The following is a 22,781-nucleotide window of genomic DNA, read 5'->3' as shown; positions in this document are numbered from 1 at the left end:
CCTCTGAAAAGGCTCCAGGAACATGATGGACATTAACGAGATTCGCGAATATCTGCCGCACCGCTACCCTTTCCTCCTGGTGGATCGGGTGGTGGATCTGGATGTTGAAGGCAAGCGCATTCGCGCCTACAAGAATGTCAGCATCAACGAGCCCTTCTTCAATGGGCACTTCCCGCAGCACCCGATCATGCCCGGCGTGCTGATCATCGAGGCCATGGCCCAGGCGGCCGGCATCCTCGGCTTCAAGATGCTCGACGTGAAGCCCGCCGACGGCACCCTCTATTATTTCGTGGGGTCCGACAAGCTGCGCTTTCGCCAGCCGGTGCTGCCGGGTGATCAGCTGATCCTCGAAGCCAAGTTCGTCAGCGTCAAGCGTGGTATCTGGAAGTTCGACTGCCATGCCACTGTCGATGGCAAGGAAGTCTGCTCGGCAGAGATCATCTGTGCGGAACGCAAACTATGAGTTTGATTGACCCTCGCGCCATTATCGATCCGACAGCCCGGCTGGCGGATGGCGTTCAGGTCGGCCCCTGGTCGATCATTGGACCTGATGTGGAAATCGGCGAGGGCACCGTGGTCGGACCCCATGTGGTCATCAAGGGACCGACCCGCATCGGCAAGCACAACCGCATCTTCCAGTTTTCTTCGGTGGGCGAGGACACGCCCGACCTGAAGTACAAGGGTGAACCCACCCGCCTGGTGATCGGTGACCACAATGTGATCCGCGAAGGCGTGACCATCCACCGCGGCACGGTGCAAGACCGTTCTGAAACCACCATTGGCGACCACAATCTGCTGATGGCCTATGTGCATGTTGGCCATGACAGTGTCATCGCCAACCACTGCATCCTGGTGAACAACACCGCGCTGGCCGGCCATGTGCATGTTGACGACTGGGCGATCCTCTCCGGCTATACCCTGGTTCACCAGTTCTGCCGGATCGGTGCTCACAGCTTCTCCGGCATGGGAACTGCCATCGGCAAGGATGTACCGGCCTACGTCACCGTCTTCGGCAACCCGGCCGAGGCCCGCAGCATGAACTTCGAGGGCATGCGCCGTCGCGGTTTCAGCGCGGAGGCTATCGCGGCCCTGCGTCGCGCCTACAAGGTGGTCTATCGCCAGGGGCTGACCGTGGAGCAGGCACTGGCCGAGCTGGCCGAATCCGCTGCCCAGTTCCCGGAAGTTGCCGTTTTCCGCAACTCCATCCAGTCCTCGACCCGCGGCATCACCCGCTGAGATCATGAATCGTCCCCTGCGCATCGCGCTGGTTGCCGGCGAGGCGTCCGGCGATATCCTCGGCTCTACCCTGATGCAGGCGCTCAAGGCGCGCCATCCCGACGTCCAGTTCATCGGCGTTGGCGGCCCGCGCATGCAGGCCGAAGGGCTGCAATCCTATTTCCCCATGGAGCGCCTGGCGGTCATGGGCCTGGTGGAGGTGCTCGGTCGCCTTCCGGAGCTGCTGCGTCGGCGCAAGCGGCTGATCCAGACCCTGATCGACGAACGCCCCGACGTCTTCATCGGCATCGACGCACCGGACTTCAACCTCGGGGTCGAGCTCAAGTTGCGCCGGGCCGGGATCAAGACCGTGCATTACGTCAGCCCCTCGGTCTGGGCCTGGCGGCAGAAGCGCGTGCTGAAGATCCGCGAAGGCTGCGACCTGATGCTCACGCTCTTCCCCTTCGAGGCGCGTTTCTATGAAGAGCACGGCGTGCCGGTGCGCTTCGTCGGCCATCCGCTAGCCGATGCCATTCCGCTTGAAGCGGATCGCGCCCTGGCGCGGGGGCGGCTCGACCTGCCCGAAGACTCTCCTGTGGTAGCGCTGTTGCCGGGCAGTCGGGGCGGTGAGGTCGGTAAACTCGGGGCCCTGTTCCTCGATGCCGCCGAGCGCCTGCGCTCGATCCGGCCGGGCATCCGATTCGTCCTGCCTTGCGCGAGCCCGGAGCGGCGCGAACAGGTCGAGGCAATGGTGGCTGGCCGCGACCTTCCCCTGAAACTACTGGATGGGCGCTCACACGAGGCCCTGGCCGCCTGCGACGCGGTGCTGATCGCGTCTGGCACCGCGACGCTGGAAGCGCTCCTTTACAAGCGTCCGATGGTGGTGGCCTACAAGGTGGCGCCGCTCACCTATCGGATCCTCCGGCGTCTGGTGAAGACCCCTTACGTGTCTCTCCCTAACCTGTTGGCCCAGCGCCTGCTCGTGCCTGAGTTGCTGCAGGACGCAGCGACCCCAGAGGCCCTGGCACAGACCGTCTCTCCGCTGCTGGATGACGGCGAGGTACAGACCCACGGCTTCGATGTCATTCACCGCTCGCTGCGCCAGGACGCGTCGCGTCAGGCGGCTGACGCCATCCTGCAATTAATTGGAGTGCCCTGATGCAGCTCGGTCTGGATTTCAGCCTGGTGGAAGAGCTGGTGGCCGGCGTCGACGAAGTCGGCCGTGGCCCGCTCTGTGGTCCGGTGGTGACCGCTGCGGTCATCCTCGACCCGGCGCGGCCGATCCTCGGCCTGAACGATTCGAAGAAGCTCTCGGAAGCGCGCCGCGATGCGCTGTTCGACGAAATCCGCGAGAAGGCCCTTGCCTGGTGCATCGCCCGTGCCGAGGTGGAGGAGATCGATCAGCTGAACATCCTGCATGCCACCATGCTGGCGATGCAGCGTGCGGTGGAGGGGCTCAGCGTGACGCCGAAGCTGGCGCTGATCGATGGCAACCGCTGCCCCAAGCTCAAGGTGCCCAGCGCTCCGGTGGTCAAGGGAGATAGCCAGGTACCGGCCATCGCTGCGGCTTCCATCCTGGCCAAGGTCAGCCGTGATCGGGAAATGGCCGAGCTGGATTCGATCTACCCCGGTTATGGCATCGCCGGGCACAAGGGCTATCCCACCGCCGTCCATCTGGAGGCCCTGCGCCGCCTGGGGCCGACCCCCATACACCGCCGCTCCTTTGGCCCGGTCAGGGAGCTGATCGAGGGCACTCGCTGAGTCCCTTCGTCGCTCCTGTCCGCGAGCTTGCCCCAAGCCTGTAGCTTTGTCCGAGGGCCCGGTACAATCCGGGCCCTGTCGTTTTCGCGTTTTGCATAGGACTTCCATGACCGTTTCCTTCGTCCATCTGCGTCTGCATTCCGAATACTCCCTGGTAGACGGCCTGGTGCGGGTCAAGCCACTGGTCAAGGCTGTGGCGGGAGCGGGCATGCCGGCGGTGGCGATCACCGACCAGAGCAACATGTGCTCGCTGGTGAAGTTCTACAAGGCCGCCATGGGCGGCGGCATCAAGCCCATCTGCGGCGCCGATATCTGGCTCGACAGCCCTGTCGAGGACGGCCCCCTGAGCCGCATGACCCTCCTGGTGATGAATGCCAAGGGCTATCGCAATCTCACCGAGCTGGTTTCCCGCGGCTGGTCAGAAGGCCAGAGCAACGGCCTGGTGATCATCCAGCGCGAGTGGGTGAAGGAGGCGGCCGAAGGCCTGATCGCCTTGTCCGGCGCCAAGGAAGGGGAGATCGGCATGGCCCTGCTCAGCGGTGACCAGGCCGGCGCCGAAGCCTTGCTGGCCGAGTGGCAGGCCGTGTTCCCCGACCGTTTCTACCTGGAGCTGCAGCGCACCGCACGGGTCAACGACGAAGAGCACGTCCATGCGGCGGTTGCCCTGGCCGATCGTTGCGGCGCGCCACTGGTGGCCACCAACGACGTGCGCTTCATCAAGCCCGACGACTTCGAGGCTCACGAAACCCGTGTGTGCATCGGCGAAGGCCGGGTCCTGGATGACCCGCGCCGCCCGCGCAACTATTCCGATCAGCAGTACCTCAAGTCCCCGGCGGAAATGGCCGAGCTGTTCGCCGACATCCCCGAGGCCCTGGAAAACACCGTCGAGATTGCCAAGCGCTGCAATATCGAGGTCCAGCTGGGCAAGCACTTCCTGCCCGACTTTCCCACGCCCAACGGCATGGGCATAGACGACTACCTGCGCCATGCCTCCTACGAGGGGCTGGAAGAGCGTCTGGCCGTGCTCCTGCCAAAGGACAGCACGCCTGACTACGAAGCGAAGCGGCAGGCCTACGTCGATCGCCTGGAATTCGAGCTGGGCACCATCATCCAGATGGGCTTCCCCGGTTACTTCCTGATCGTTGCGGACTTCATCCAGTGGGCCAAGAACAACGGCGTGCCGGTGGGGCCGGGGCGGGGCTCGGGTGCCGGCTCGCTAGTGGCTTATGTGCTGAAGATTACCGACCTCGACCCGCTGGCCTATGATCTGCTGTTCGAGCGATTCCTCAACCCCGAGCGGGTATCCATGCCCGACTTCGACGTCGACTTCTGCATGGACGGCCGCGACCGGGTGATCGATTACGTGGCCGACAAGTACGGGCGCAACGCGGTGAGCCAGATCATCACCTTCGGCTCCATGGCGGCCAAGGCGGTGGTGCGCGACGTCGCCCGGGTGCAGGGCAAGTCCTACGGCCTGGCTGATCGCCTGTCGAAGATGATCCCCTTCGAAGTCGGCATGACCCTGGAGGCGGCCTACAACCAGGAAGAGGCGCTGCGTGATTTCCTCAAGTCCGACGAGGAAGCCCAGGAAATCTGGGACATGGCCCTGAAGCTGGAAGGCATCACCCGGGGTACCGGCAAGCACGCCGGTGGCGTGGTGATCGCACCGACCAAGCTGACCGACTTCTCGCCGATCGCCTGTGACGAAGAGGGCGCCGGCCTGGTGACCCAGTTCGACAAGGACGACGTGGAGGCCGCCGGCCTGGTGAAGTTCGACTTCCTCGGCCTGCGTACCCTGACGATCATCAAGTGGGCCATGGAGATGATCAACCGCGAGCAGGAGAAGCAGGGCCTGCCGCCGGTGGACATCGACCGCATCCCCCTGGATGACAAGAAAACCTACGACATGCTGCAGAAGGCGGAGACCACCGCGGTCTTCCAGCTCGAATCCCGCGGCATGAAGGAGCTGATCAAGAAGCTCAAGCCGGACTGCCTGGAAGACATGATCGCTCTGGTGGCGCTGTTCCGCCCGGGGCCGCTGCAGTCGGGCATGGTGGACGACTTCATCAACCGCAAGCACGGTCGCGCGGAGCTTTCCTACCCGCACCCGGATTACCAGTACGCAGGCCTCGAGCCGGTGCTCAAGCCCACCTACGGCATCATCCTGTACCAGGAACAGGTGATGCAGATCGCCCAGGTGATGGCCGGCTACACCCTCGGCGGTGCCGACATGCTGCGCCGCGCCATGGGCAAGAAGAAGCCCGAGGAAATGGCCAAGCAGCGGGGAGGCTTCATCGAAGGCTGTTCCCGCAACGGTATCGATCCCGAGTTGTCGGGCAACATCTTCGACCTGGTGGAAAAGTTCGCCGGCTACGGTTTCAACAAGTCCCACTCCGCCGCCTATGGCTGGGTTTCCTACCAGACCGCCTGGCTCAAGGCACACTTCCCGGCGCCCTTCATGGCCGCGGTACTCACCGCGGATATGCACAACACCGACAAGGTGGTGACGCTGATCGAAGAGTGCCGGAACATGAAGCTGCGCATCGTCGCCCCGGATGTGAACAACTCCGAGTACCGCTTCACCGTGGATGATGACGGCCAGATCGTTTACGGCCTGGGTGCGATCAAGGGCGTGGGCGAGGGGCCGGTCGAGGCCATCACCGAGTGCCGTGCCGAAGGCGGACCCTTCAAGGATTTGTTCGACTTCTGCAACCGCGTCGATCTCAAGCGCATCAACAAGCGCACCCTGGAAGCCCTGATCCGCTGCGGCGCGCTGGATCGTCTCGGTCCGTTCTTCAGCAACGAGCCCAAGGCCTACCAGGCAGGTATCGACGCCAACCGCGCAGTACTGCTGGCCGCCATGGAAGAAGCCATCCAGGCCGCGGAACAGACTGCCCGCAGTCATGACAGCGGCCACATGGACCTGTTCGGCGGCCTGTTCGCCGAGCCGGAGGCGGATGTCTACGCCAATCACCGCAAGGCCAAGGAAATGTCCCTCAAGGAGCGCCTGAAGGGCGAGAAGGACACCCTGGGCCTGTACCTCACCGGCCACCCGATCGACGAATACGAGGGCGAGATCCGCCGCTTTGCGCGCCAGCGCATCGTTGAGCTGAAGCCGGCACGGGACATCCAGATCATCGCCGGCCTGATCGTCAACCTGCGGGTGATGAAGAACAAGAAGGGCGACAAGATGGGCTTCATCACCCTCGACGACCGTTCCGGACGTATCGAAGCCTCGCTGTTTGCCGATGCCTTCAACGCGGCCAGCGGCCTGTTGCAGACCGACGCCATGGTGGTGGTGGAGGGCGAGGTGAGCCACGACGACTTCTCCGGCGGCCTGCGCCTGCGCGCCAAGCGCGTGCTGAGCCTGGAGGAAGCCCGCACCGGTCTGGCGGAAAGCCTGCGGATGAAGGTGGACTTCAGCGCCCTGCAAGGCGATCGCCTGCGCTGGCTGGCCGAACTGTGCGGCCGCCATCGCGGGTCCTGCCCCCTGACCCTGGACTACAGCGGCAACGACGCAAAAGCCCTGCTGCAGTTCGGCGATGACTGGCGAATCGCACCGGCTGACGCTTTGATTCAGGCATTGCGTGACCAGTTCGGGCGCGACAACGTCTTCCTGCACTACCGCTGATGCGAACGTGCTGTCACGCCCGCACCGGCCCGATTTCGATTTGATCTCGACCCGAACGCGCCCGATCTCTTAAAGGTAGGGCGCCAAATGGAACCAGCCGCCTGGCCCCAAGCGCACGACGGAAGCCTATGAACCCGAACTTTCTGGATTTCGAACAGCCCATCGCCGATCTGCAAGCCAAGATCGAGGAGCTGCGTCTGGTCGGTAACGACAACGCCCTGAACATCACTGACGAGATCTCTCGCCTGCAGGAAAAGAGCAGCGCGCTCACCGAGAGCATCTTCGGCAACCTGTCCAGCTGGCAGATTGCCCAACTGGCACGCCACCCGCGCCGGCCCTACACCCTCGATTACATCGAGCACATCTTCACCGAGTTCGACGAACTGCACGGTGACCGTCACTTCTCCGATGACGCGGCCATCGTCGGCGGCATTGCCCGCCTGAACGACCAGCCGGTGATGGTCATCGGTCACCAGAAGGGCCGTGACGTACGCGAGAAGGTTCGCCGCAACTTCGGCATGCCGCGCCCCGAAGGCTATCGCAAGGCCTGCCGGCTGATGGAAATGGCCGAACGCTTCAAGTTGCCGATCCTCACCTTCATCGACACCCCCGGTGCCTACCCGGGCATCGACGCCGAGGAACGCGGCCAGAGCGAAGCCATCGCCTGGAACCTGCGCGTCATGGCTCGCCTGAAGACACCGATCATCGCCACCGTGATCGGTGAAGGCGGTTCCGGCGGCGCCCTGGCGATTGGCGTTTGCGACCGCCTGAACATGCTGCAGTACTCCACCTACTCGGTGATCTCGCCGGAAGGCTGTGCCTCGATCCTGTGGAAAACTGCCGAGAAGGCGCCGGATGCTGCCGAAGCCATGGGCATCACTGCCGAGCGCTTGAAGGGCCTGGGTATCGTCGACAAGGTGATCGCCGAGCCCCTGGGCGGCGCCCATCGCGATCCGGCCGCTGCCGCCGAGTCGATCCGCAAGGAACTTTCCGAGCAGCTCAGCACCCTGCAGAAACTCAGCAACGAGGATCTGCTGGCGCGTCGTTATGACCGCCTGATGAGCTACGGCGTAGCCTGATCCCGCCAGACGCTGTAAAGATCGGGCCCCGGCTTTATGCTTGGGGCCCGATTTTTTTGAGCCGCACCATGTCTCTCGAGTCCCGCCTTCTGACTGCCCTGGCCCCTTGGCGCGATGCGCCGGCCTGGCGCGTCGCCTACTCCGGCGGGCTCGACTCCAGCGTATTGCTTCATCTACTGGTGCATATCGCCCGTCGCGAAGCCCTACCTCCGATTTCCGCCATCCATATCCATCACGGCCTGCAGCCTGCGGCTGATGCCTGGCCCGGGCATTGCCAGCGGGTCTGCGACGAACTGGGAGTGCCGCTGCAAGTGCTGCGGGTGAAGGTCGACTCCGGCCCCAGCCTGGAAAGGGCTGCCCGGGATGCCCGCTACGCCGCCTTCGGCCATCAGCTGGGGGCGGGGGAAGTGCTGTTGAGCGCCCAGCATCGTGACGACCAGGCGGAAACGCTGCTCTTCCGCCTGTTGCGCGGGGCGGGCGTGCGCGGTCTGGCGGGCATGCCGGAAAGCCGCCCCCTGGGCGCGGGCGTCCTGGCCAGGCCATTCCTGCAGTTTTCCCGTTCGGAACTGGAGACCTTCGCCCGCACGGAAGGCCTCACCTGGGTGGAGGATCCGAGCAACGCCGACACTTCGCTCGCGCGGAATTTTCTCCGTCACCAGGTCTTCCCGGTGTTGCAGAGGCGCTGGCCCGGGGCTGTAGAAAGCCTCGCGCGCAGCGCCGAGCACATGGCGGAAGCGGAAAGCCTGCTGGGCGAACTGGCACGGGCCGATCTCGACAGGGCATCGGGCGTCAGCGAATTTCCCTGGCTGCCCCTGCTGTCCCTGGAGCTGCGAGCGCTCGCGTCGCTCTCGCCTGCCCGGCAGCGCAATGCACTGCGTTTCTGGCTGGCGTCACTGACGCAGTTGCCCGACAGCGACCATTGGGCCGGGTGGGAAGACCTGCGGGATGCGGCGGTCGATGCGAGGCCGGTCTGGCGTCTGGCCAGTGGCGAGCTGCAGCGTGCCGACGGACGGTTGTGGTGGTTGTCCGGCGACTGGCTCGCTGCGCCGGTTTCGAACCTCGCCTGGCCTGACCCCGCGCGGCCGCTTGAGCTGCCCGGCAACGGCCGGCTGGAAATCGACGGAGTGCCGCCTGCCGGCAGGCTCGAGGTCCGCTATCGCCAGGGCGGCGAGGTACTGGCCGTGGCGGGGCGGGGGCGTCGTGATCTCAAGCGTCTGCTCAATGAATCCCGCGTGCCGGCTTTTGTCCGCGGCCGATTGCCGCTGCTGCTGGTGGACGGCGATCTGCAGGCCATCGCCAATCTTCCCGGCCTGGATGGTCCGCCCGCGGGCAACTGGCGGCTGCGCTGGAGGCCGCCGACGAATGACCAAGGTTTGAGCTGATAGGGTCTTTCCGGTAGACTACGCTCCCGTCTTACATAGCTTCCGCTGATTCCTTCGGAGTCGGCGGTTGTTGCTTTTGAAGCAGCGCCCAGTGGCGCTCCATGGTTGAAGGCCATAGCCCTTCATCGCTTTCCCCGGCGGCTTTCCGCCTAAACGCAGACTTCTAGGGTTTTTCATGACGCGCTACATCTTCGTCACGGGTGGTGTTGTTTCTTCATTGGGGAAAGGCATCGCCTCGGCATCCTTGGCCGCCATTCTGGAAGCGCGGGGGCTGAAGGTCACCATGCTCAAGCTGGATCCGTACATCAACGTGGATCCGGGCACCATGAGCCCCTTCCAGCACGGTGAGGTCTTCGTGACCGAGGACGGCGCCGAGACCGACCTCGACCTGGGCCACTACGAGCGCTTCGTGCGCACCACCATGACCCAGAACAACAACTTCACCACCGGCCGCGTCTACGCCGATGTGCTGCGCAAGGAGCGCCGTGGTGATTATCTGGGCGCCACCATCCAGGTGATCCCGCACATCACCGACGAGATCAAGCACCGCATCATCAAGGGCGCCGCTGGTGCGGACGTGGCCCTGGTGGAAATCGGCGGTACCGTCGGTGACATCGAGTCCCAGCCCTTCCTCGAAGCCATCCGCCAGCTGCGCGTGGAAGTGGGCGCCAAGCGCGCCATGCTGATGCACCTGACCCTGGTGCCCTACATCGCCACCGCCGGTGAGACCAAGACCAAGCCGACCCAGCACTCGGTGAAGGAGCTGCGCTCCATCGGCCTGCAGCCCGACGTGCTGATCTGCCGTTCCGACCATGAGGTCGACCTGTCCTCCCGTCGCAAGATCGCGCTGTTCACCAACGTGGAAGAGCGCGCGGTGATCGCCCTGCAGGACGTCGACACCATCTACAAGATCCCCTCCGTACTGCACGCCCAGGGCCTGGACGACATCGTCGTCGAGCGCTTCGGCCTGCAATGCGGCAGCGCCGACCTCTCCGAGTGGGACCGCGTGGTGGACGCCAAGCTGAATCCCGAGAAGGAAGTCACCATCGCCATGGTCGGCAAGTACATGGAGCTGCTGGACGCTTACAAGTCGCTGATCGAAGCGATGAGCCATGCCGGCATCCAGAACCGTACCAAGGTCAACCTGCGCTACATCGACTCCGAAGACATCGAGACCCAGGGCACCGGCCTGCTCGAAGGCGTCGACGCCATCCTCGTTCCGGGCGGCTTCGGCCTGCGCGGCGTGGAAGGCAAGATCTCCACCGTGCGCTACGCCCGCGAGAACAAGATCCCCTACCTCGGCATCTGCCTCGGCATGCAGGTGGCGGTGATCGAGTACGCCCGTAACGTACTGGGCTGGTCCGACGCCAACTCCACCGAATTCGACAAGTCCAGCGGCCACCCGGTCGTGGGCCTGATCACCGAGTGGCAGGACGCCACCGGCGCTACCGAAATCCGTACCGAAGCCTCCGACCTGGGCGGCACCATGCGCCTCGGCGCCCAAGCCTGCCAGCTGGAGAACAGTTCGCGGGTACACGATTGCTATGGCAAGGACGAGATCGTCGAGCGCCATCGCCACCGCTATGAAGTGAACAACAACCTGCTGCCGCAGCTGCAGGAAGCCGGCCTGAAAGTCACCGGCCGCTCCGGCGACGGTGCGCTGGTCGAGGTGGTTGAGGTTCCGGATCACCCGTGGTTCGTGGCTTGCCAGTTCCACCCGGAATTCACCTCCACCCCGCGTGATGGCCACCCGCTGTTCAGTGGCTTCGTCAACGCCGCCCTGGCGCAGAAAGCGAAGAAGGCCTGAGCCATGGCGCAGAAGATCGTCCGCGTCGGCAACATCGATATCGCCAACGACAAGCCGTTCGTGCTGTTCGGCGGCATGAACGTGCTGGAGTCCCGCGACCTGGCACTGAAGGTCTGCGAGGAATACGTACGGGTGACCGAGAAGCTCGGCATCCCCTACGTATTCAAGGCCAGCTTCGACAAGGCCAATCGCTCCTCGATCAACTCCTTCCGTGGCCCGGGCCTGGAAGAGGGCATGAAGATATTCGAGGAAGTGAAGAAGACCTTCGGCGTGCCGGTGATCACCGACGTCCACGAGTCCTATCAGGCGGCTCCGGTGGCCGAGGTGTGCGACATCATCCAACTACCGGCCTTCCTGTCCCGCCAGACCGATCTCGTGGTCGCCATGGCCAGGACCGGTGCGGTGATCAACATCAAGAAGGCCCAGTTCCTCGCGCCCCAGGAGATGAAGCACATCCTCACCAAGTGCGAGGAGGCCGGCAATGATCGCCTTATCCTCTGCGAGCGCGGTTCGTCCTTCGGTTACAACAACCTAGTCGTGGACATGCTCGGCTTCGGCATCATGAAGCAGTTCGAGTACCCGGTATTCTTCGACGTCACCCACGCCCTGCAGATGCCGGGCGGTCGTGCCGACTCCGCTGGCGGCCGCCGTGCCCAGGTCACCGACCTGGCCAAGGCCGGCATGAGCCAAGGCCTGGCAGGCCTTTTCCTCGAGGCCCATCCGGACCCGGACAACGCCAAGTGCGATGGCCCGTGTGCCCTGCGCCTGAACAAACTCGAACCCTTCCTGTCCCAGCTCAAGCAGCTGGACGAGCTGGTCAAGAGTTTTCCGCCAATCGAGACTGCCTGAACCGGCCGTTCTCCGGTAAAGTGCCGCGTGGGCACAATCTGACCGATTGGTCAGGACATTCGCCGGGTCGGCCGACCCCGAGACCCGGCGAGTCGCCTCACTTTCTGCTGAGCGTTTTCGTCAACTTTTGGAGTGCTAATAACAATGGCAAAGATCGTCGACATCAAGGGCCGCGAGGTTCTGGACTCCCGCGGCAACCCCACCGTGGAAGCCGATGTGATCCTCGAGAACGGCATCGTAGGCAGCGCTTGCGCGCCGTCCGGTGCTTCCACCGGTTCCCGCGAGGCACTGGAACTGCGTGATGGCGACAAGAGCCGTTACCTGGGCAAGGGCGTTCTGAAGGCCGTGGCCAACATCAACGGCCCGATCCGCGACCTGCTGCTGGGCAAGGACGCTGCTGACCAGAAAGCTCTGGACCGCGCGATGATCGAGCTGGACGGTACCGAGAACAAGGCCAAGCTGGGCGCCAACGCCATCCTCGCCGTGTCCCTGGCTGCCGCCAAGGCCGCTGCGCAGGCCAAGGGCGTACCGCTCTATGCCCACATCGCCGACCTGAACGGCACCCCCGGCCAGTACTCCATGCCGGTACCGATGATGAACATCATCAACGGTGGCGAGCACGCCGATAACAACGTCGACATCCAGGAGTTCATGGTGCAGCCGGTTGGCGCCAAGAACTTCGCCGACGCCCTGCGCATGGGCGCCGAGATTTTCCACCACCTCAAAGCCGTACTGAAGGCCCGTGGCCTGAACACCGCAGTCGGTGACGAGGGTGGTTTCGCCCCGAACCTGGCTTCCAACGAAGACGCCCTGGCCGCCATCGCCGAAGCCGTTGCCAACGCCGGCTATAAGCTGGGCACCGACGTGACCCTGGCCCTGGACTGCGCTTCCAGCGAATTCTTCAAGGATGGCAAGTACGAACTGTCCGGTGAAGGCAAGGCGTTCGACGCCGCCGGTTTCGCCGACTACCTGGCCGGCCTGACCCAGCGCTATCCGATCATCTCCATCGAAGACGGCATGGACGAGTCCGACTGGGCCGGCTGGAAAGGCCTGACCGAGAAGATCGGCGCCAAGGTTCAACTGGTCGGTGACGACCTGTTCGTGACCAACACCAAGATCCTCAAGGAAGGCATCGAGAAGAGCATCGCCAACTCGATCCTGATCAAGTTCAACCAGATCGGCTCCCTGACCGAAACCCTGGAAGCGATCCAGATGGCCAAGGCTGCCGGCTACACCGCGGTGATCTCCCACCGTTCCGGCGAGACCGAGGACAGCACCATCGCCGACCTGGCTGTAGGCACCGCCGCCGGCCAGATCAAGACCGGCTCCCTGTGCCGTTCCGACCGCGTATCCAAGTACAACCAGCTGCTGCGTATCGAAGAGCAGCTGGGCGAGAAGGCTCCGTACCGCGGTCGTGCCGAGTTTCGCGGCTAAGAGACTGGCTACGATCGGCTGCGCGTCGAAATAACTGCGTTGAGAATGGCTTCGGGCTTGCTCATTTACAGCTTGTAAACTCCGCGCCCTCAGCCATTCTCGCCTTGTTTTTCTCTAGCTCGTTCGATCGTGAGCAAGTCTCAGCGGATCCACGTTGAAATCAGGCGCTGAATGCACCTTTACTTCATGTAAACTTCGCAGCCATACCTGATTTCTCCTGGCCGGTCGTCTCCCGCCGCGCGGCAGCGACGTAATCCGTTCAGGAATGGTAAAAGGGCAGCGCAAGCTGCCCTTTTCGCATGGATACTCCCTGGCAAAATGACTCGCCCTAACACTTACTGGTTGTTCGTTGTCCTGATCCTGCTGCTGGCTGGCCTGCAGTATCGCCTGTGGGTGGGCGACGGCAGCCTGGCGCAAGTCCAGGACCTGCAACGGCAGATCGCCGAGCAGCAAGGCGAGAACGAGCGCCTGCTGGAGCGCAACCGTATCCTCGAAGCGGAAGTGATGGAGCTGAAAAAGGGGATGGAAACCGTCGAGGAACGTGCCCGTCACGAACTGGGCATGGTCAAGGAAGGCGAAACCCTCTACCAGATTGCCGAATGAACCAGGCCGATATTCCCTTCTTCTGGGCGGTGATCCCCGCCGCCGGCGTCGGTGCCCGCATGCGCGCCGACCGTCCCAAGCAGTACCTTGAGCTCGCCGGGCGCACCATCCTCGAGCACAGCCTCGATTGTTTCCTCGACCATCCGCAACTCAAGGGGCTGGTGATCAGCCTTTCGGTGGATGACCCCTACTGGCCGGCGCTGCCCTGTGCCAATGACGAGCGCATCATCCGCGCCGACGGTGGCAAGGAGCGTGCGGACTCAGTACTCAGTGCCCTGCTGCGCCTGGCCGAACACGGTGCCCGAGCGCACGACTGGGTGCTGGTGCACGATGCGGCGCGGCCGAACTTGTCGCGATTCGACCTCGACCTGTTGCTGGCCGAACTGTCCGATGACCCGGTGGGCGGCCTGCTGGCCGTTCCCGCACGGGATACCTTGAAGCGCGTCGGCGCAGACGGGCGTGTGGCGGAAACCGTCGATCGCAGCCTGATCTGGCAGGCCTACACGCCACAGATGTTCCGCTTCGGCGCACTGCACCGCGCATTGGCCGATGCCTTGGTGGCGGGTGTCGCCATCACCGACGAAGCCTCCGCCATGGAATGGGCCGGCAATGCCCCCAGGCTGGTGGAAGGCCGCGCCGACAACCTCAAGATCACTCGCCCTGAAGACCTCGACTGGCTGCGTCAGCGTTGGTCGACGCGCAGCTGAGCTGCTGCGTACTCCGGCCGCTGGGCCAGCCCTTCCTTCAACAGATCCACCAGCTGCCGCACCTTGGGTGAGAGGTGCCGTTGCTGTGGATAAAGTGCCCAGACCGCGGTGTTCGGCGGGCGGTGCTGTTCCAGCAATGACACCAGGGCGCCGCTCTGCAGGTGCTCCAGCACGTAGTAATCCGGCAGCTGGCACAGGCCGAAACCCCGCAGGGCGGCATCCAGCACTGCCTGGCCGCTGTTGCAGCGCCAGTTTCCCTGAACGCGGATGGAGTGCTCGCGTCCCTGCTGCAAGAAGTCCCAGTGGTCCGAGCTGCCGACCAGGCAGTTGTGCCGGGCCAGTTCCGAAAGGCTGTGGGGGCGGCCATAGCGTTCCAGGTAGGCGGGCGCCGCGCACAGGTACATGACCCGTGGCGCCAATCGCGTCGCCACCAATCGCGAGTCCTGCAGGCGACCCAGGCGTATCGCCATGTCGAGGCCTTCATGCACCAGGTCCAGGGTGCGGTTGCTCAGTTCGATCTCTACCCGCAACTGCGGGTGTCGCGCCATGAACTCATTCACCAGCGGCACGATGAAGCGCTCGCCATAGGCCACCGCGCAGGTCATGCGCAGCAGGCCCTTGGGCTCGCTGGTGAGATCGCTGACCGCGCGCAGCGCTTCCTCGCGGGCGTCCATCAGGCGCTGGCAATGCTGCAGGAAGGTCTGCCCGGCTTCGGTAAGCGCCACCTTGCGCGTGCTGCGATAGAACAGGCGCGTCTGCAGGCGCTCTTCAAGCCGGGCGATCTGTCGGCTGACGTGGGACGAAGAGATGCCCAGACGCTCCGCCGCAGCCGTGAACTGGCCTGTCTCTGCAACCGCAACGAACTCGTCCAGGCCTTCCCAGCGACTCATGGATTATCCCTCCATAGCAAGAATGTTTTGCTTTGCCATGGATTATTTACCATTGGCGGCTCCACTACACTCCCTGGCCATCTCAATCAGCTGGAGTATGACCATGATCAAGTCCCGTGCCGCTGTGGCCTTCGCGCCCAACCAGCCGCTGCAGATCGTCGAAGTGGACGTTGCACCGCCCAAGGCTGGCGAGGTCCTGGTGCGGATCGTGGCCACCGGCGTCTGCCATACCGATGCCTACACCCTGTCCGGCGCGGATTCCGAGGGCGTGTTCCCCTGCATCCTCGGCCACGAGGGCGGCGGCATCGTCGAGGCAGTGGGCGAGGGCGTAACCTCCCTGCAGGTGGGCGACCACGTGATCCCGCTGTACACCGCAGAATGTGGCGAGTGCAAATTCTGCAAGTCCGGCAAGACCAACCTCTGCCAGGCGGTGCGCGCCACCCAGGGCAAGGGCCTGATGCCCGATGGCACTACCCGCTTCAGCTACAACGGCCAGCCGATCTACCACTATATGGGCTGCTCGACCTTCTCCGAGTACACCGTGCTGCCGGAAATCTCCCTGGCGAAGATTCCGAAGGACGCACCGCTGGAAAAAGTCTGCCTGCTGGGTTGCGGCGTGACCACCGGCATCGGCGCCGTGCTGAACACCGCCAAGGTGGAAGAGGGCGCTACCGTGGCCATCTTCGGCCTGGGCGGCATCGGCCTGGCGGCGATCATCGGGGCGAAGATGGCGAAGGCTTCGCGCATCATCGCCGTCGACATCAATCCGGAGAAGTTCACCGTGGCCCGCGAGCTGGGCGCCACCGACTTCGTCAATCCGAAGGAACACAGCAAGCCCATCCAGGACGTCATCGTCGAGATGACCGATGGCGGCGTCGACTACAGCTTCGAGTGCGTCGGCAACGTCGACCTGATGCGTGCCGCGCTCGAGTGCTGCCACAAAGGCTGGGGCGAATCCGTGATCATCGGTGTGGCGCCGGCGGGTGCCGAGATCAAGACCCGTCCGTTCCAGCTGGTGACCGGCCGCGTCTGGCGCGGTTCGGCCTTCGGCGGCGTGAAGGGCCGCACCGAGCTGCCGAGCTACGTGGAGAAGGCGCAGAAAGGCGAGATTCCGCTGGACACCTTCATCACTCACACCATGGGTCTGGAAGACATCAACAAGGCCTTCGACTTGATGCACGAAGGCAAGAGCATTCGCTCGGTCGTCCACTTTTGATCTGGTTGCCAGCCCGGAACCGTTTCGTCCGGTGCCGGGCCGGCTCAGGGGAGAACGCTCCATGACCCTCGAAATCGTTTCCAGCAACAAGAGCTTCGGCGGTTGGCACAAGCGCTATCGCCACCGCTCCACCAGTCTCAACTGCGACATGGTGTTCGCCGTGTACCTGCCACCCCAGGCGGAGCAGGGTGCGAAGCTGCCAGTGCTCTACTGGCTGTCGGGGCTGACCTGCACCGACGAGAACTTCATGCAGAAAGCCGGTGCGCAGCGCCTGGCGGCGGAACTCGGACTGATCATCGTCGCTCCGGACACCAGCCCCCGTGGCGCCGAAGTGCCCGGCGACCCGGACAATGCCTGGGACTTCGGCCTGGGCGCGGGTTTCTACCTGAACGCCACCCAGGAGCCCTACGCGCGCCACTACCGTATGTACGACTATGTGGTGCACGAATTACCGGCGCTGATCGAGGCCAACTTCCCGGTCTCCGGCAAGCGCGGCATCAGCGGTCACTCCATGGGCGGCCACGGCGCGCTGGTGTGCGCCTTGCGCAACCCGGGGCGTTATCAGTCGCTGTCGGCATTCGCGCCGATCAGCAACCCGATGGCTTGTCCCTGGGGCGAAAAGGCCTTCAGCCGCTACCTGGGTGATGATCGTGCCCGTTGGCGTGAATGGGATGCGAGCGTGCTGCTCGCCGAGGCCAGCGAACGCTTGCCGATCCTGGTGGACCAGGGCGACCGCGATGACTTCCTCGCCACCCAGCTCAAGCCCGAAGCGCTGCAAGCTGCGGCCAAGGCAGCGGGGCATCCGCTGACCCTGCGCCTGCAGCCGGGCTACGACCACAGCTACTACTTCATCGCCAGTTTCATCGGCGACCACCTGAAGCATCACGCCGAGGCCCTGAAGGGTTAAAGCAGGTAGAATCACGCCCTGACTTTTCAGGGCGTTCTTCTTTATGCGAATTGGCCACGGCTACGACGTACACCGCTTCGGCGAAGGCGACTTCATCACCCTGGGCGGCGTGCGCATTCCCCATAAGTTCGGACTGGTTGCCCACTCCGATGGCGACGTGCTTCTGCATGCGTTATCCGATGCCTTGCTGGGCGCTGCCGCGCTGGGCGACATCGGCAAGCACTTCCCGGATACCGACCCGCAGTTCAAGGGCGCCAACAGCCGTGCTTTGTTGCGCCATGTGGTGTCCCTGGTGAAGGCCAAGGGCTGGAAGGTCGGCAATGTCGACGGGACCATCGTTGCCCAGGCGCCGAAGATGGCACCGCACATCGAGACCATGCGCGCGAACATCGCCGCTGACCTGGAGGTTGAACCGGACCAGGTCAACGTCAAGGCGACCACCACCGAAAAGCTCGGTTTCACCGGCCGCGAGGAGGGGATCGCCGTGCATGCGGTGGCCCTGCTGCTGCCCACATGACCGAACTGGAACTGCTGGGCCCGCGTGCCCATGGCGAAGCCCTCGGACACGCGCAACTGAAGGCCGTGGCGGAGGACTTCCAGGTCGACGAGGTTCTGGATATCCCGCTGGAAGGCGAGGGCGAGCACCTCTGGCTCTGGGTGGAAAAGCGCGAGCTGAACACCGAGGAGGCCGCGCGGCGCATTGCCCGTGCGGCCGGTGTGCCGTTGAAGGTGGTCAGCTATGCCGGCCTCAAGGATCGCCAGGCACTGACCCGTCAATGGTTCAGCCTGCACTTGCCGGGCAAGGCCGATCCGGACCTGTCTGCCGCCGAGAATGCCAGCCTGCGAATCCTCAAGAGCGTCCGCCACAAGCGCAAGCTGCAGCGTGGCGCCCATTCCGCCAACGGCTTCACCCTGCGCCTGACCCGCCTGGTCGCCGACCGGGGCGCGCTGGACGCACGCCTGAAGCGGCTGGCCGAGGCCGGGGTACCCAACTACTTCGGCCTGCAGCGTTTCGGCCATGGCGGCGGCAACCTGGTCGAAGCCCGCCACTTCGCTGAACGCAAGGAGCTGCCGGTACAGCGCAATGTGCGTTCGCGCCTGCTCTCCGCCGGACGCAGTTTCCTCTTCAACCGGGTGCTGGCCGAGCGCATCGCTGCCGGTACCTGGAACCAGGCCCAGGTCGGTGATCTGCTGGCCTTCACCGACAGCCGCAGCTTCTTCATGGCCGGTGAGACCGAGTGCAATGACCCGCGCCTCGCCCTGCTCGACCTGCACCCGACCGGCCCGCTCTGGGGCGAGGGAGATTCACCCGCCCAGGGACACGCCCATGCGCTGGAAGCGGCGGTAACCGCGGGCGAGAAGGCACTTTGCCACTGGCTGGCAGAAGCGGGAATGGCGCACGAACGGCGCATCCTGCGCCTCCCCATCGGCGATCTGACGTGGCATTATCCCGAGCCTGACGTTCTGCAACTGGAATTCGTCCTGCCGGCTGGATGCTTCGCCACCGCAGTGGTGCGTGAGCTCGTCGATCTGCTGCCGGCAGGGCAGACGGAAAACCCATGCGCATTCTGATTTCCAACGACGACGGGGTGAACGCACCCGGTCTCGCCGCTCTGCATGGTGCGCTCAAGGATTACGCCGATTGCGTGGTCATCGCACCGGACCAGGACAAGAGTGGTGCCAGCAGTTCCCTGACCCTGGACCGCCCGCTTCACCCCAGCACGCTGGAGAACGGATTCATCAGCCTCAACGGCACGCCGACCGATTGCGTCCATCTCGGACTCAACGGCCTGCTCGAGGAGCTGCCGGATATGGTGGTGTCGGGCATCAACCTCGGCGCCAACCTGGGGGACGACGTGCTCTATTCGGGCACCGTGGCCGCCGCCCTGGAAGGGCGCTTCCTCGGCTTGCCGGCGTTCGCCTTTTCGCTGTTGTCGCGCCAGGCGGACAACCTGCCCGCGGCTGCCTACATCGCACACCGACTGGTGGCCGCCCATGATCGGCTCGACCTGCCTCCGCGCACCGTGCTCAATGTGAACATTCCCAACCTGCCGCTGGAACGCATCCGGGGAATCCAGCTGACCCGTCTCGGCCATCGCGCGCGCGCGGCCGCTCCGGTGAAGGTGGTCAATCCACGGGGCAAGGAGGGATACTGGATATCCGCGGCCGGTGACGCCGAAGACGGCGGTCCGGGCACGGATTTCCATGCGGTGATGCAGGGCTATGTGTCCATCACGCCTCTGCAGCTCGATCGGACTTTCAACGAGGCCTTCCAGGGTCTCGACAGCTGGTTGGAGGGCCTGCTCTGATGTCCCGGGAACAGGACGACCTGATGCGCCACGGGATCGGCATGACCTCCCAGCGCACCCGTGAGCGCCTTATCCAGCGCCTGTACGAAGAAGGGCTGTCCAACGCCCGCGTGCTTGAAACCATTCGCCGGACACCGCGCCACTTGTTCGTCGATGAGGCACTCGCCCATCGCGCCTACGAAGACACCGCACTGCCGATCGGGCACAACCAGACCATTTCCCAACCCTACATGGTTGCGCGGATGACCGAGTTGCTGCTGACCGCGGGGCCGCTGGACAAGGTGCTGGAGATCGGTACCGGCTCGGGCTACCAGACCGCGATCCTTGCGCAGCTGGTCGAGCGGGTGTTTTCCGTGGAGCGCATCCAGGTCCTGCAGGACAAGGCCAAGGAGCGCCTGGCGGAACTCAACCTGCGCAACGTGGTGTTCCGCTGGGGCGATGGTTGGGAAGGCTGGCCGGCGCTGGCGCCCTACAACGGCATCATTGTCACGGCTGCCGCTGCGGATGTGCCCCAGGCCCTGCTGGACCAGTTGGCCCCGGGAGGGCGCCTGGTGATTCCGGTGGGCGCCGGTGACGTCCAGCAACTGATGCTGATCATTCGCGAAGAACAGGGCTTCACCCGCCACGTGCTCGATGCGGTGCGATTCGTTCCGTTACTGAGCGGGCCCCTGGCCTGATCCGCAAGCGGGGAACCCGGATCGCGGGCAACTTTCTGATGCACCGCCAAGTCGTCCACCTGCTGCACTTTGTGCGGCAGGCGGCTGGCTCGTCCGGATATTTCCGGCACAATAAATGACACCTTGGAATGTTGGTAAAGGGGACTAGAGTGAGCCTGATGGCCATTCGGCAGTGGATTCGCATGGGGAATGGGCTCACCTGGTTGCCCGCGGTCGCCGCGGGCATCCTGCTGGCCGGCTGTTCCAGCACTCAGAAGGGCAATGTCAACGTGGTCGACCGCAATTACTCGGGATCGACCTCCGCGCAGCAACGGAAACCCGTCACCAGTGGCCAGTACCGCGTCCAGCGTGGCGATACCCTCTATTCCATCGCATTCCGCTTCGGTTGGGACTGGAAAGCCCTCGCCGCGCGCAATGGCATCCCTGCACCCTACGTGATTCGTCCAGGCCAGATCATCCGTTTCGATGGAAAGCCGAGCAAGGCGCGTCCGACTGCGGTTGCCGCCGCCCCTGTGGTGACCAATCCAAGGACTGGAAGCACTATTTCGACCCGCCCGCCTGTGCAGACGCAACAACCGGCCGTCCGCCCTCAAACGCCGGCGCCGAAACCGGTGGTGAGCGCGCCAGCAACTCCGTCGAACACGTCTATTTCGCGCTCTGCAGCCGGTTGGGTGTGGCCCGCAAACGGCCCTCTGATCGGGCGTTTTTCGTCAAACGGCAGTTTGAATAAAGGGATTGATATCGCTGGGGAATTAGGCCAGCCTGTCTTGGCTGCGTCAGACGGATCAGTTGTTTATGCCGGAAGTGGATTACGGGGCTACGGCGAATTGGTCATCATCAAACACAGCGATACCTACGTAAGCGCCTATGGTCATAACCGCAGGTTGCTAGTGCGGGAGGGACAGCAGGTCAAGGTCGGGCAGACAATTGCCGAGATGGGCTCAACGGGAACTGACCGGGTGAAGCTTCATTTTGAAATTCGCCGTCAAGGTAAACCTGTAGATCCGCTGCAATACCTGCCACGTCGTTGATCCGTTTTCCAGCCCGTTCCACCACGTGGTAAGGACGGGCTCAGGCGGCGCCAGGGATATGAGGCTTCGCCGGGGCTTGTTGTCGAACTCAGCAAGGGACAACAACAATGGCACTCAATAAAGAAGCGCCGGAGTTTGACGTCGATGACGAACTGCTCATTCTTGAGCCAGGCGTCATTCTGGATGAAGCGTTGAGCGAGGAGAACGACGCGCCTCTGCCCACCGTGAAATCCCGGCATTCGAGCTCACCCAAGCAGCACAAGTACATCGACTATAGTCGCGCACTTGACGCGACCCAGCTTTACCTCAACGAAATCGGCTTTTCCCCCCTGCTAACCCCGGAAGAAGAAGTGCACTTCGCGCGCCTCGCGCAGCGCGGTGATCCTGCCGGGCGCAAGCGTATGATCGAAAGCAACCTCCGCCTTGTGGTGAAGATCGCGCGACGCTACGTCAACCGCGGCCTGTCGCTGCTCGACCTGATCGAGGAGGGTAACCTCGGCCTGATTCGCGCGGTTGAAAAGTTCGATCCCGAGCGGGGCTTCCGATTCTCTACCTATGCGACCTGGTGGATCCGTCAGACCATTGAACGGGCCATCATGAACCAGACCCGGACCATCCGCCTGCCGATCCATGTGGTCAAGGAGCTCAACGTCTACCTGCGGGCTGCACGTGAATTGACCCACAAGCTGGATCACGAGCCCTCGCCTGAAGAAATCGCCAACCTGCTGGAAAAGCCGGTGGACGAGGTCAAGCGCATGCTCGGTCTCAACGAGCGGGTGACTTCGGTGGATGTTTCCCTTGGCCCGGATTCCGACAAGACCTTGCTGGACACCCTGACCGACGATCGTCCCACCGACCCCTGCGAGCTGTTGCAGGATGACGACCTCTCGCAAAGCATCGATCAGTGGCTGTCCGAACTGACCGACAAGCAGCGTGAAGTCGTGGTGCGTAGATTCGGCCTGCGTGGCCATGAGAGTTGCACACTCGAGGAAGTGGGCCAGGAGATCGGCCTGACCCGCGAACGGGTACGGCAGATCCAGGTCGAAGCGCTGAAGCGTCTTCGGGAAATCCTGGAGAAGAATGGCTTGTCCAGCGATGCGCTGTTCCAGTAGCTGTTGAAAGATTCGAATAAGCCCGGCCCTGGCCGGGTTTTTTCATGGGTGCGCCAGGCATGGCGCGTAGCGCCGTGACTGGCGCTGTTCGGTTCACTGTGGTGGTGAACTGGACGACTTGGAGGTGGAAGTCCTCTGCACGCCCGGCAAGGGGAAGTGCTAGCGGAAGGC

21 protein-coding genes are annotated in these 22,781 nt (G+C 63.8%); 20 read left to right on the top strand and 1 reads right to left on the bottom strand.

What is annotated here, in order from left to right; translation table 11 throughout:
• The first annotated feature begins 22 nt into the window (after positions 1 to 22).
• The 12 genes from fabZ (at position 23) to ispD (ending at position 14,468) form a co-directional block, all read left to right on the top strand.
• Positions 23 to 463 carry a 3-hydroxyacyl-ACP dehydratase FabZ gene (gene fabZ, locus ACFW0B_RS09935; RefSeq protein WP_449147742.1) on the top strand — a complete coding sequence of 147 codons (441 nt, stop codon included), beginning with the start codon at positions 23 to 25 and terminating at the stop codon, positions 461 to 463.
• Positions 460 to 1,236 (top strand): acyl-ACP--UDP-N-acetylglucosamine O-acyltransferase, encoded by a 777-nt coding sequence (gene lpxA, locus ACFW0B_RS09930; RefSeq protein ID WP_449147741.1) that lies wholly within the window; start codon positions 460 to 462, stop codon positions 1,234 to 1,236. Before fabZ ends, lpxA begins: the two co-directional genes overlap by 4 nt.
• Before the next feature lie 4 nt (positions 1,237 to 1,240).
• Positions 1,241 to 2,374 carry a lipid-A-disaccharide synthase gene (lpxB, locus tag ACFW0B_RS09925; protein ID WP_449147740.1) on the top strand — a complete coding sequence of 378 codons (1,134 nt, stop codon included), beginning with the start codon at positions 1,241 to 1,243 and terminating at the stop codon, positions 2,372 to 2,374.
• Positions 2,374 to 2,976, top strand: coding sequence for a ribonuclease HII (rnhB, locus tag ACFW0B_RS09920; protein ID WP_449147739.1), 603 nt, complete (start codon positions 2,374 to 2,376; stop codon positions 2,974 to 2,976). The genes lpxB and rnhB overlap by 1 nt, the downstream gene beginning before the upstream one ends.
• Positions 2,977 to 3,082: 106 nt before the next feature.
• Positions 3,083 to 6,607: a DNA polymerase III subunit alpha gene (dnaE, locus tag ACFW0B_RS09915; protein WP_449147738.1), complete on the top strand. Its 3,525-nt coding sequence runs from the start codon at positions 3,083 to 3,085 to the stop codon at positions 6,605 to 6,607.
• Positions 6,608 to 6,735: 128 nt separating this feature from the next.
• Positions 6,736 to 7,686 (top strand): acetyl-CoA carboxylase carboxyl transferase subunit alpha, encoded by a 951-nt coding sequence (accA, locus tag ACFW0B_RS09910; protein ID WP_449147737.1) that lies wholly within the window; start codon positions 6,736 to 6,738, stop codon positions 7,684 to 7,686.
• A gap of 68 nt (positions 7,687 to 7,754) precedes the next feature.
• Entirely contained in the window at positions 7,755 to 9,068 is a 1,314-nt protein-coding gene (gene tilS / locus ACFW0B_RS09905) for a tRNA lysidine(34) synthetase TilS (RefSeq protein ID WP_449147736.1), read from the top strand.
• A 175-nt stretch (positions 9,069 to 9,243) separates the two neighbouring features.
• A complete protein-coding gene (locus ACFW0B_RS09900) occupies positions 9,244 to 10,875 on the top strand; it encodes a CTP synthase (RefSeq protein WP_449147735.1) in 1,632 nt (543 codons plus the stop codon).
• Positions 10,876 to 10,878: 3 nt separating this feature from the next.
• The gene (kdsA, locus tag ACFW0B_RS09895; protein WP_449147734.1) at positions 10,879 to 11,724 is read left to right on the top strand and encodes a 3-deoxy-8-phosphooctulonate synthase; all 846 of its coding nucleotides are present in this window, start codon (positions 10,879 to 10,881) and stop codon (positions 11,722 to 11,724) included.
• 144 nt (positions 11,725 to 11,868) lie between these two features.
• Complete coding sequence (eno, locus tag ACFW0B_RS09890; RefSeq protein WP_449147733.1) at positions 11,869 to 13,158, top strand: phosphopyruvate hydratase; 1,290 nt, start codon at positions 11,869 to 11,871, stop codon at positions 13,156 to 13,158.
• A 318-nt stretch (positions 13,159 to 13,476) separates the two neighbouring features.
• The gene (ftsB, locus tag ACFW0B_RS09885) at positions 13,477 to 13,761 is read left to right on the top strand and encodes a cell division protein FtsB (protein WP_151136325.1); all 285 of its coding nucleotides are present in this window, start codon (positions 13,477 to 13,479) and stop codon (positions 13,759 to 13,761) included.
• Positions 13,758 to 14,468 (top strand): 2-C-methyl-D-erythritol 4-phosphate cytidylyltransferase, encoded by a 711-nt coding sequence (gene ispD / locus ACFW0B_RS09880; RefSeq protein WP_449147732.1) that lies wholly within the window; start codon positions 13,758 to 13,760, stop codon positions 14,466 to 14,468. Before ftsB ends, ispD begins: the two co-directional genes overlap by 4 nt.
• Here the strand turns inward: ispD and ACFW0B_RS09875 are convergent.
• Positions 14,444 to 15,358 carry a LysR substrate-binding domain-containing protein gene (locus tag ACFW0B_RS09875; protein ID WP_449147731.1) on the bottom strand — a complete coding sequence of 305 codons (915 nt, stop codon included), beginning with the start codon at positions 15,356 to 15,358 and terminating at the stop codon, positions 14,444 to 14,446. The genes ispD and ACFW0B_RS09875 overlap by 25 nt on opposite strands.
• 103 nt (positions 15,359 to 15,461) lie before the next feature.
• Here ACFW0B_RS09875 and ACFW0B_RS09870 point away from each other — a divergent pair, with 103 nt between their 5' ends.
• The 8 genes from ACFW0B_RS09870 (at position 15,462) to rpoS (ending at position 22,610) form a co-directional block, all read left to right on the top strand.
• Positions 15,462 to 16,574, top strand: a complete 1,113-nt coding sequence (locus ACFW0B_RS09870) for an S-(hydroxymethyl)glutathione dehydrogenase/class III alcohol dehydrogenase (RefSeq protein ID WP_449147730.1) — start codon at positions 15,462 to 15,464, stop codon at positions 16,572 to 16,574.
• Between the two features lie 61 nt (positions 16,575 to 16,635).
• Complete coding sequence (fghA, locus tag ACFW0B_RS09865; RefSeq protein ID WP_449147729.1) at positions 16,636 to 17,481, top strand: S-formylglutathione hydrolase; 846 nt, start codon at positions 16,636 to 16,638, stop codon at positions 17,479 to 17,481.
• 43 nt (positions 17,482 to 17,524) lie between these two features.
• Positions 17,525 to 17,998, top strand: coding sequence for a 2-C-methyl-D-erythritol 2,4-cyclodiphosphate synthase (gene ispF, locus ACFW0B_RS09860; RefSeq protein WP_449147728.1), 474 nt, complete (start codon positions 17,525 to 17,527; stop codon positions 17,996 to 17,998).
• Positions 17,995 to 19,053 carry a tRNA pseudouridine(13) synthase TruD gene (gene truD, locus ACFW0B_RS09855; RefSeq protein ID WP_449147727.1) on the top strand — a complete coding sequence of 353 codons (1,059 nt, stop codon included), beginning with the start codon at positions 17,995 to 17,997 and terminating at the stop codon, positions 19,051 to 19,053. The genes ispF and truD overlap by 4 nt, the downstream gene beginning before the upstream one ends.
• The gene (surE, locus tag ACFW0B_RS09850) at positions 19,041 to 19,790 is read left to right on the top strand and encodes a 5'/3'-nucleotidase SurE (RefSeq protein WP_449147726.1); all 750 of its coding nucleotides are present in this window, start codon (positions 19,041 to 19,043) and stop codon (positions 19,788 to 19,790) included. The genes truD and surE overlap by 13 nt, the downstream gene beginning before the upstream one ends.
• A complete protein-coding gene (locus tag ACFW0B_RS09845) occupies positions 19,790 to 20,467 on the top strand; it encodes a protein-L-isoaspartate(D-aspartate) O-methyltransferase (protein WP_459251699.1) in 678 nt (225 codons plus the stop codon). Before surE ends, ACFW0B_RS09845 begins: the two co-directional genes overlap by 1 nt.
• Positions 20,468 to 20,625: 158 nt before the next feature.
• Complete coding sequence (locus ACFW0B_RS09840; RefSeq protein WP_449147874.1) at positions 20,626 to 21,498, top strand: peptidoglycan DD-metalloendopeptidase family protein; 873 nt, start codon at positions 20,626 to 20,628, stop codon at positions 21,496 to 21,498.
• Positions 21,499 to 21,605: 107 nt separating this feature from the next.
• Positions 21,606 to 22,610, top strand: coding sequence for an RNA polymerase sigma factor RpoS (gene rpoS / locus ACFW0B_RS09835; protein ID WP_449147725.1), 1,005 nt, complete (start codon positions 21,606 to 21,608; stop codon positions 22,608 to 22,610).
• Positions 22,611 to 22,781 lie beyond the last annotated feature (171 nt).

It is taken from the genome of Metapseudomonas phytobenefica, assembly GCF_043392685.1.
GTDB lineage: Bacteria > Pseudomonadota > Gammaproteobacteria > Pseudomonadales > Pseudomonadaceae > Metapseudomonas.
This window is presented reverse-complemented; position numbering and strand designations above follow the sequence as displayed.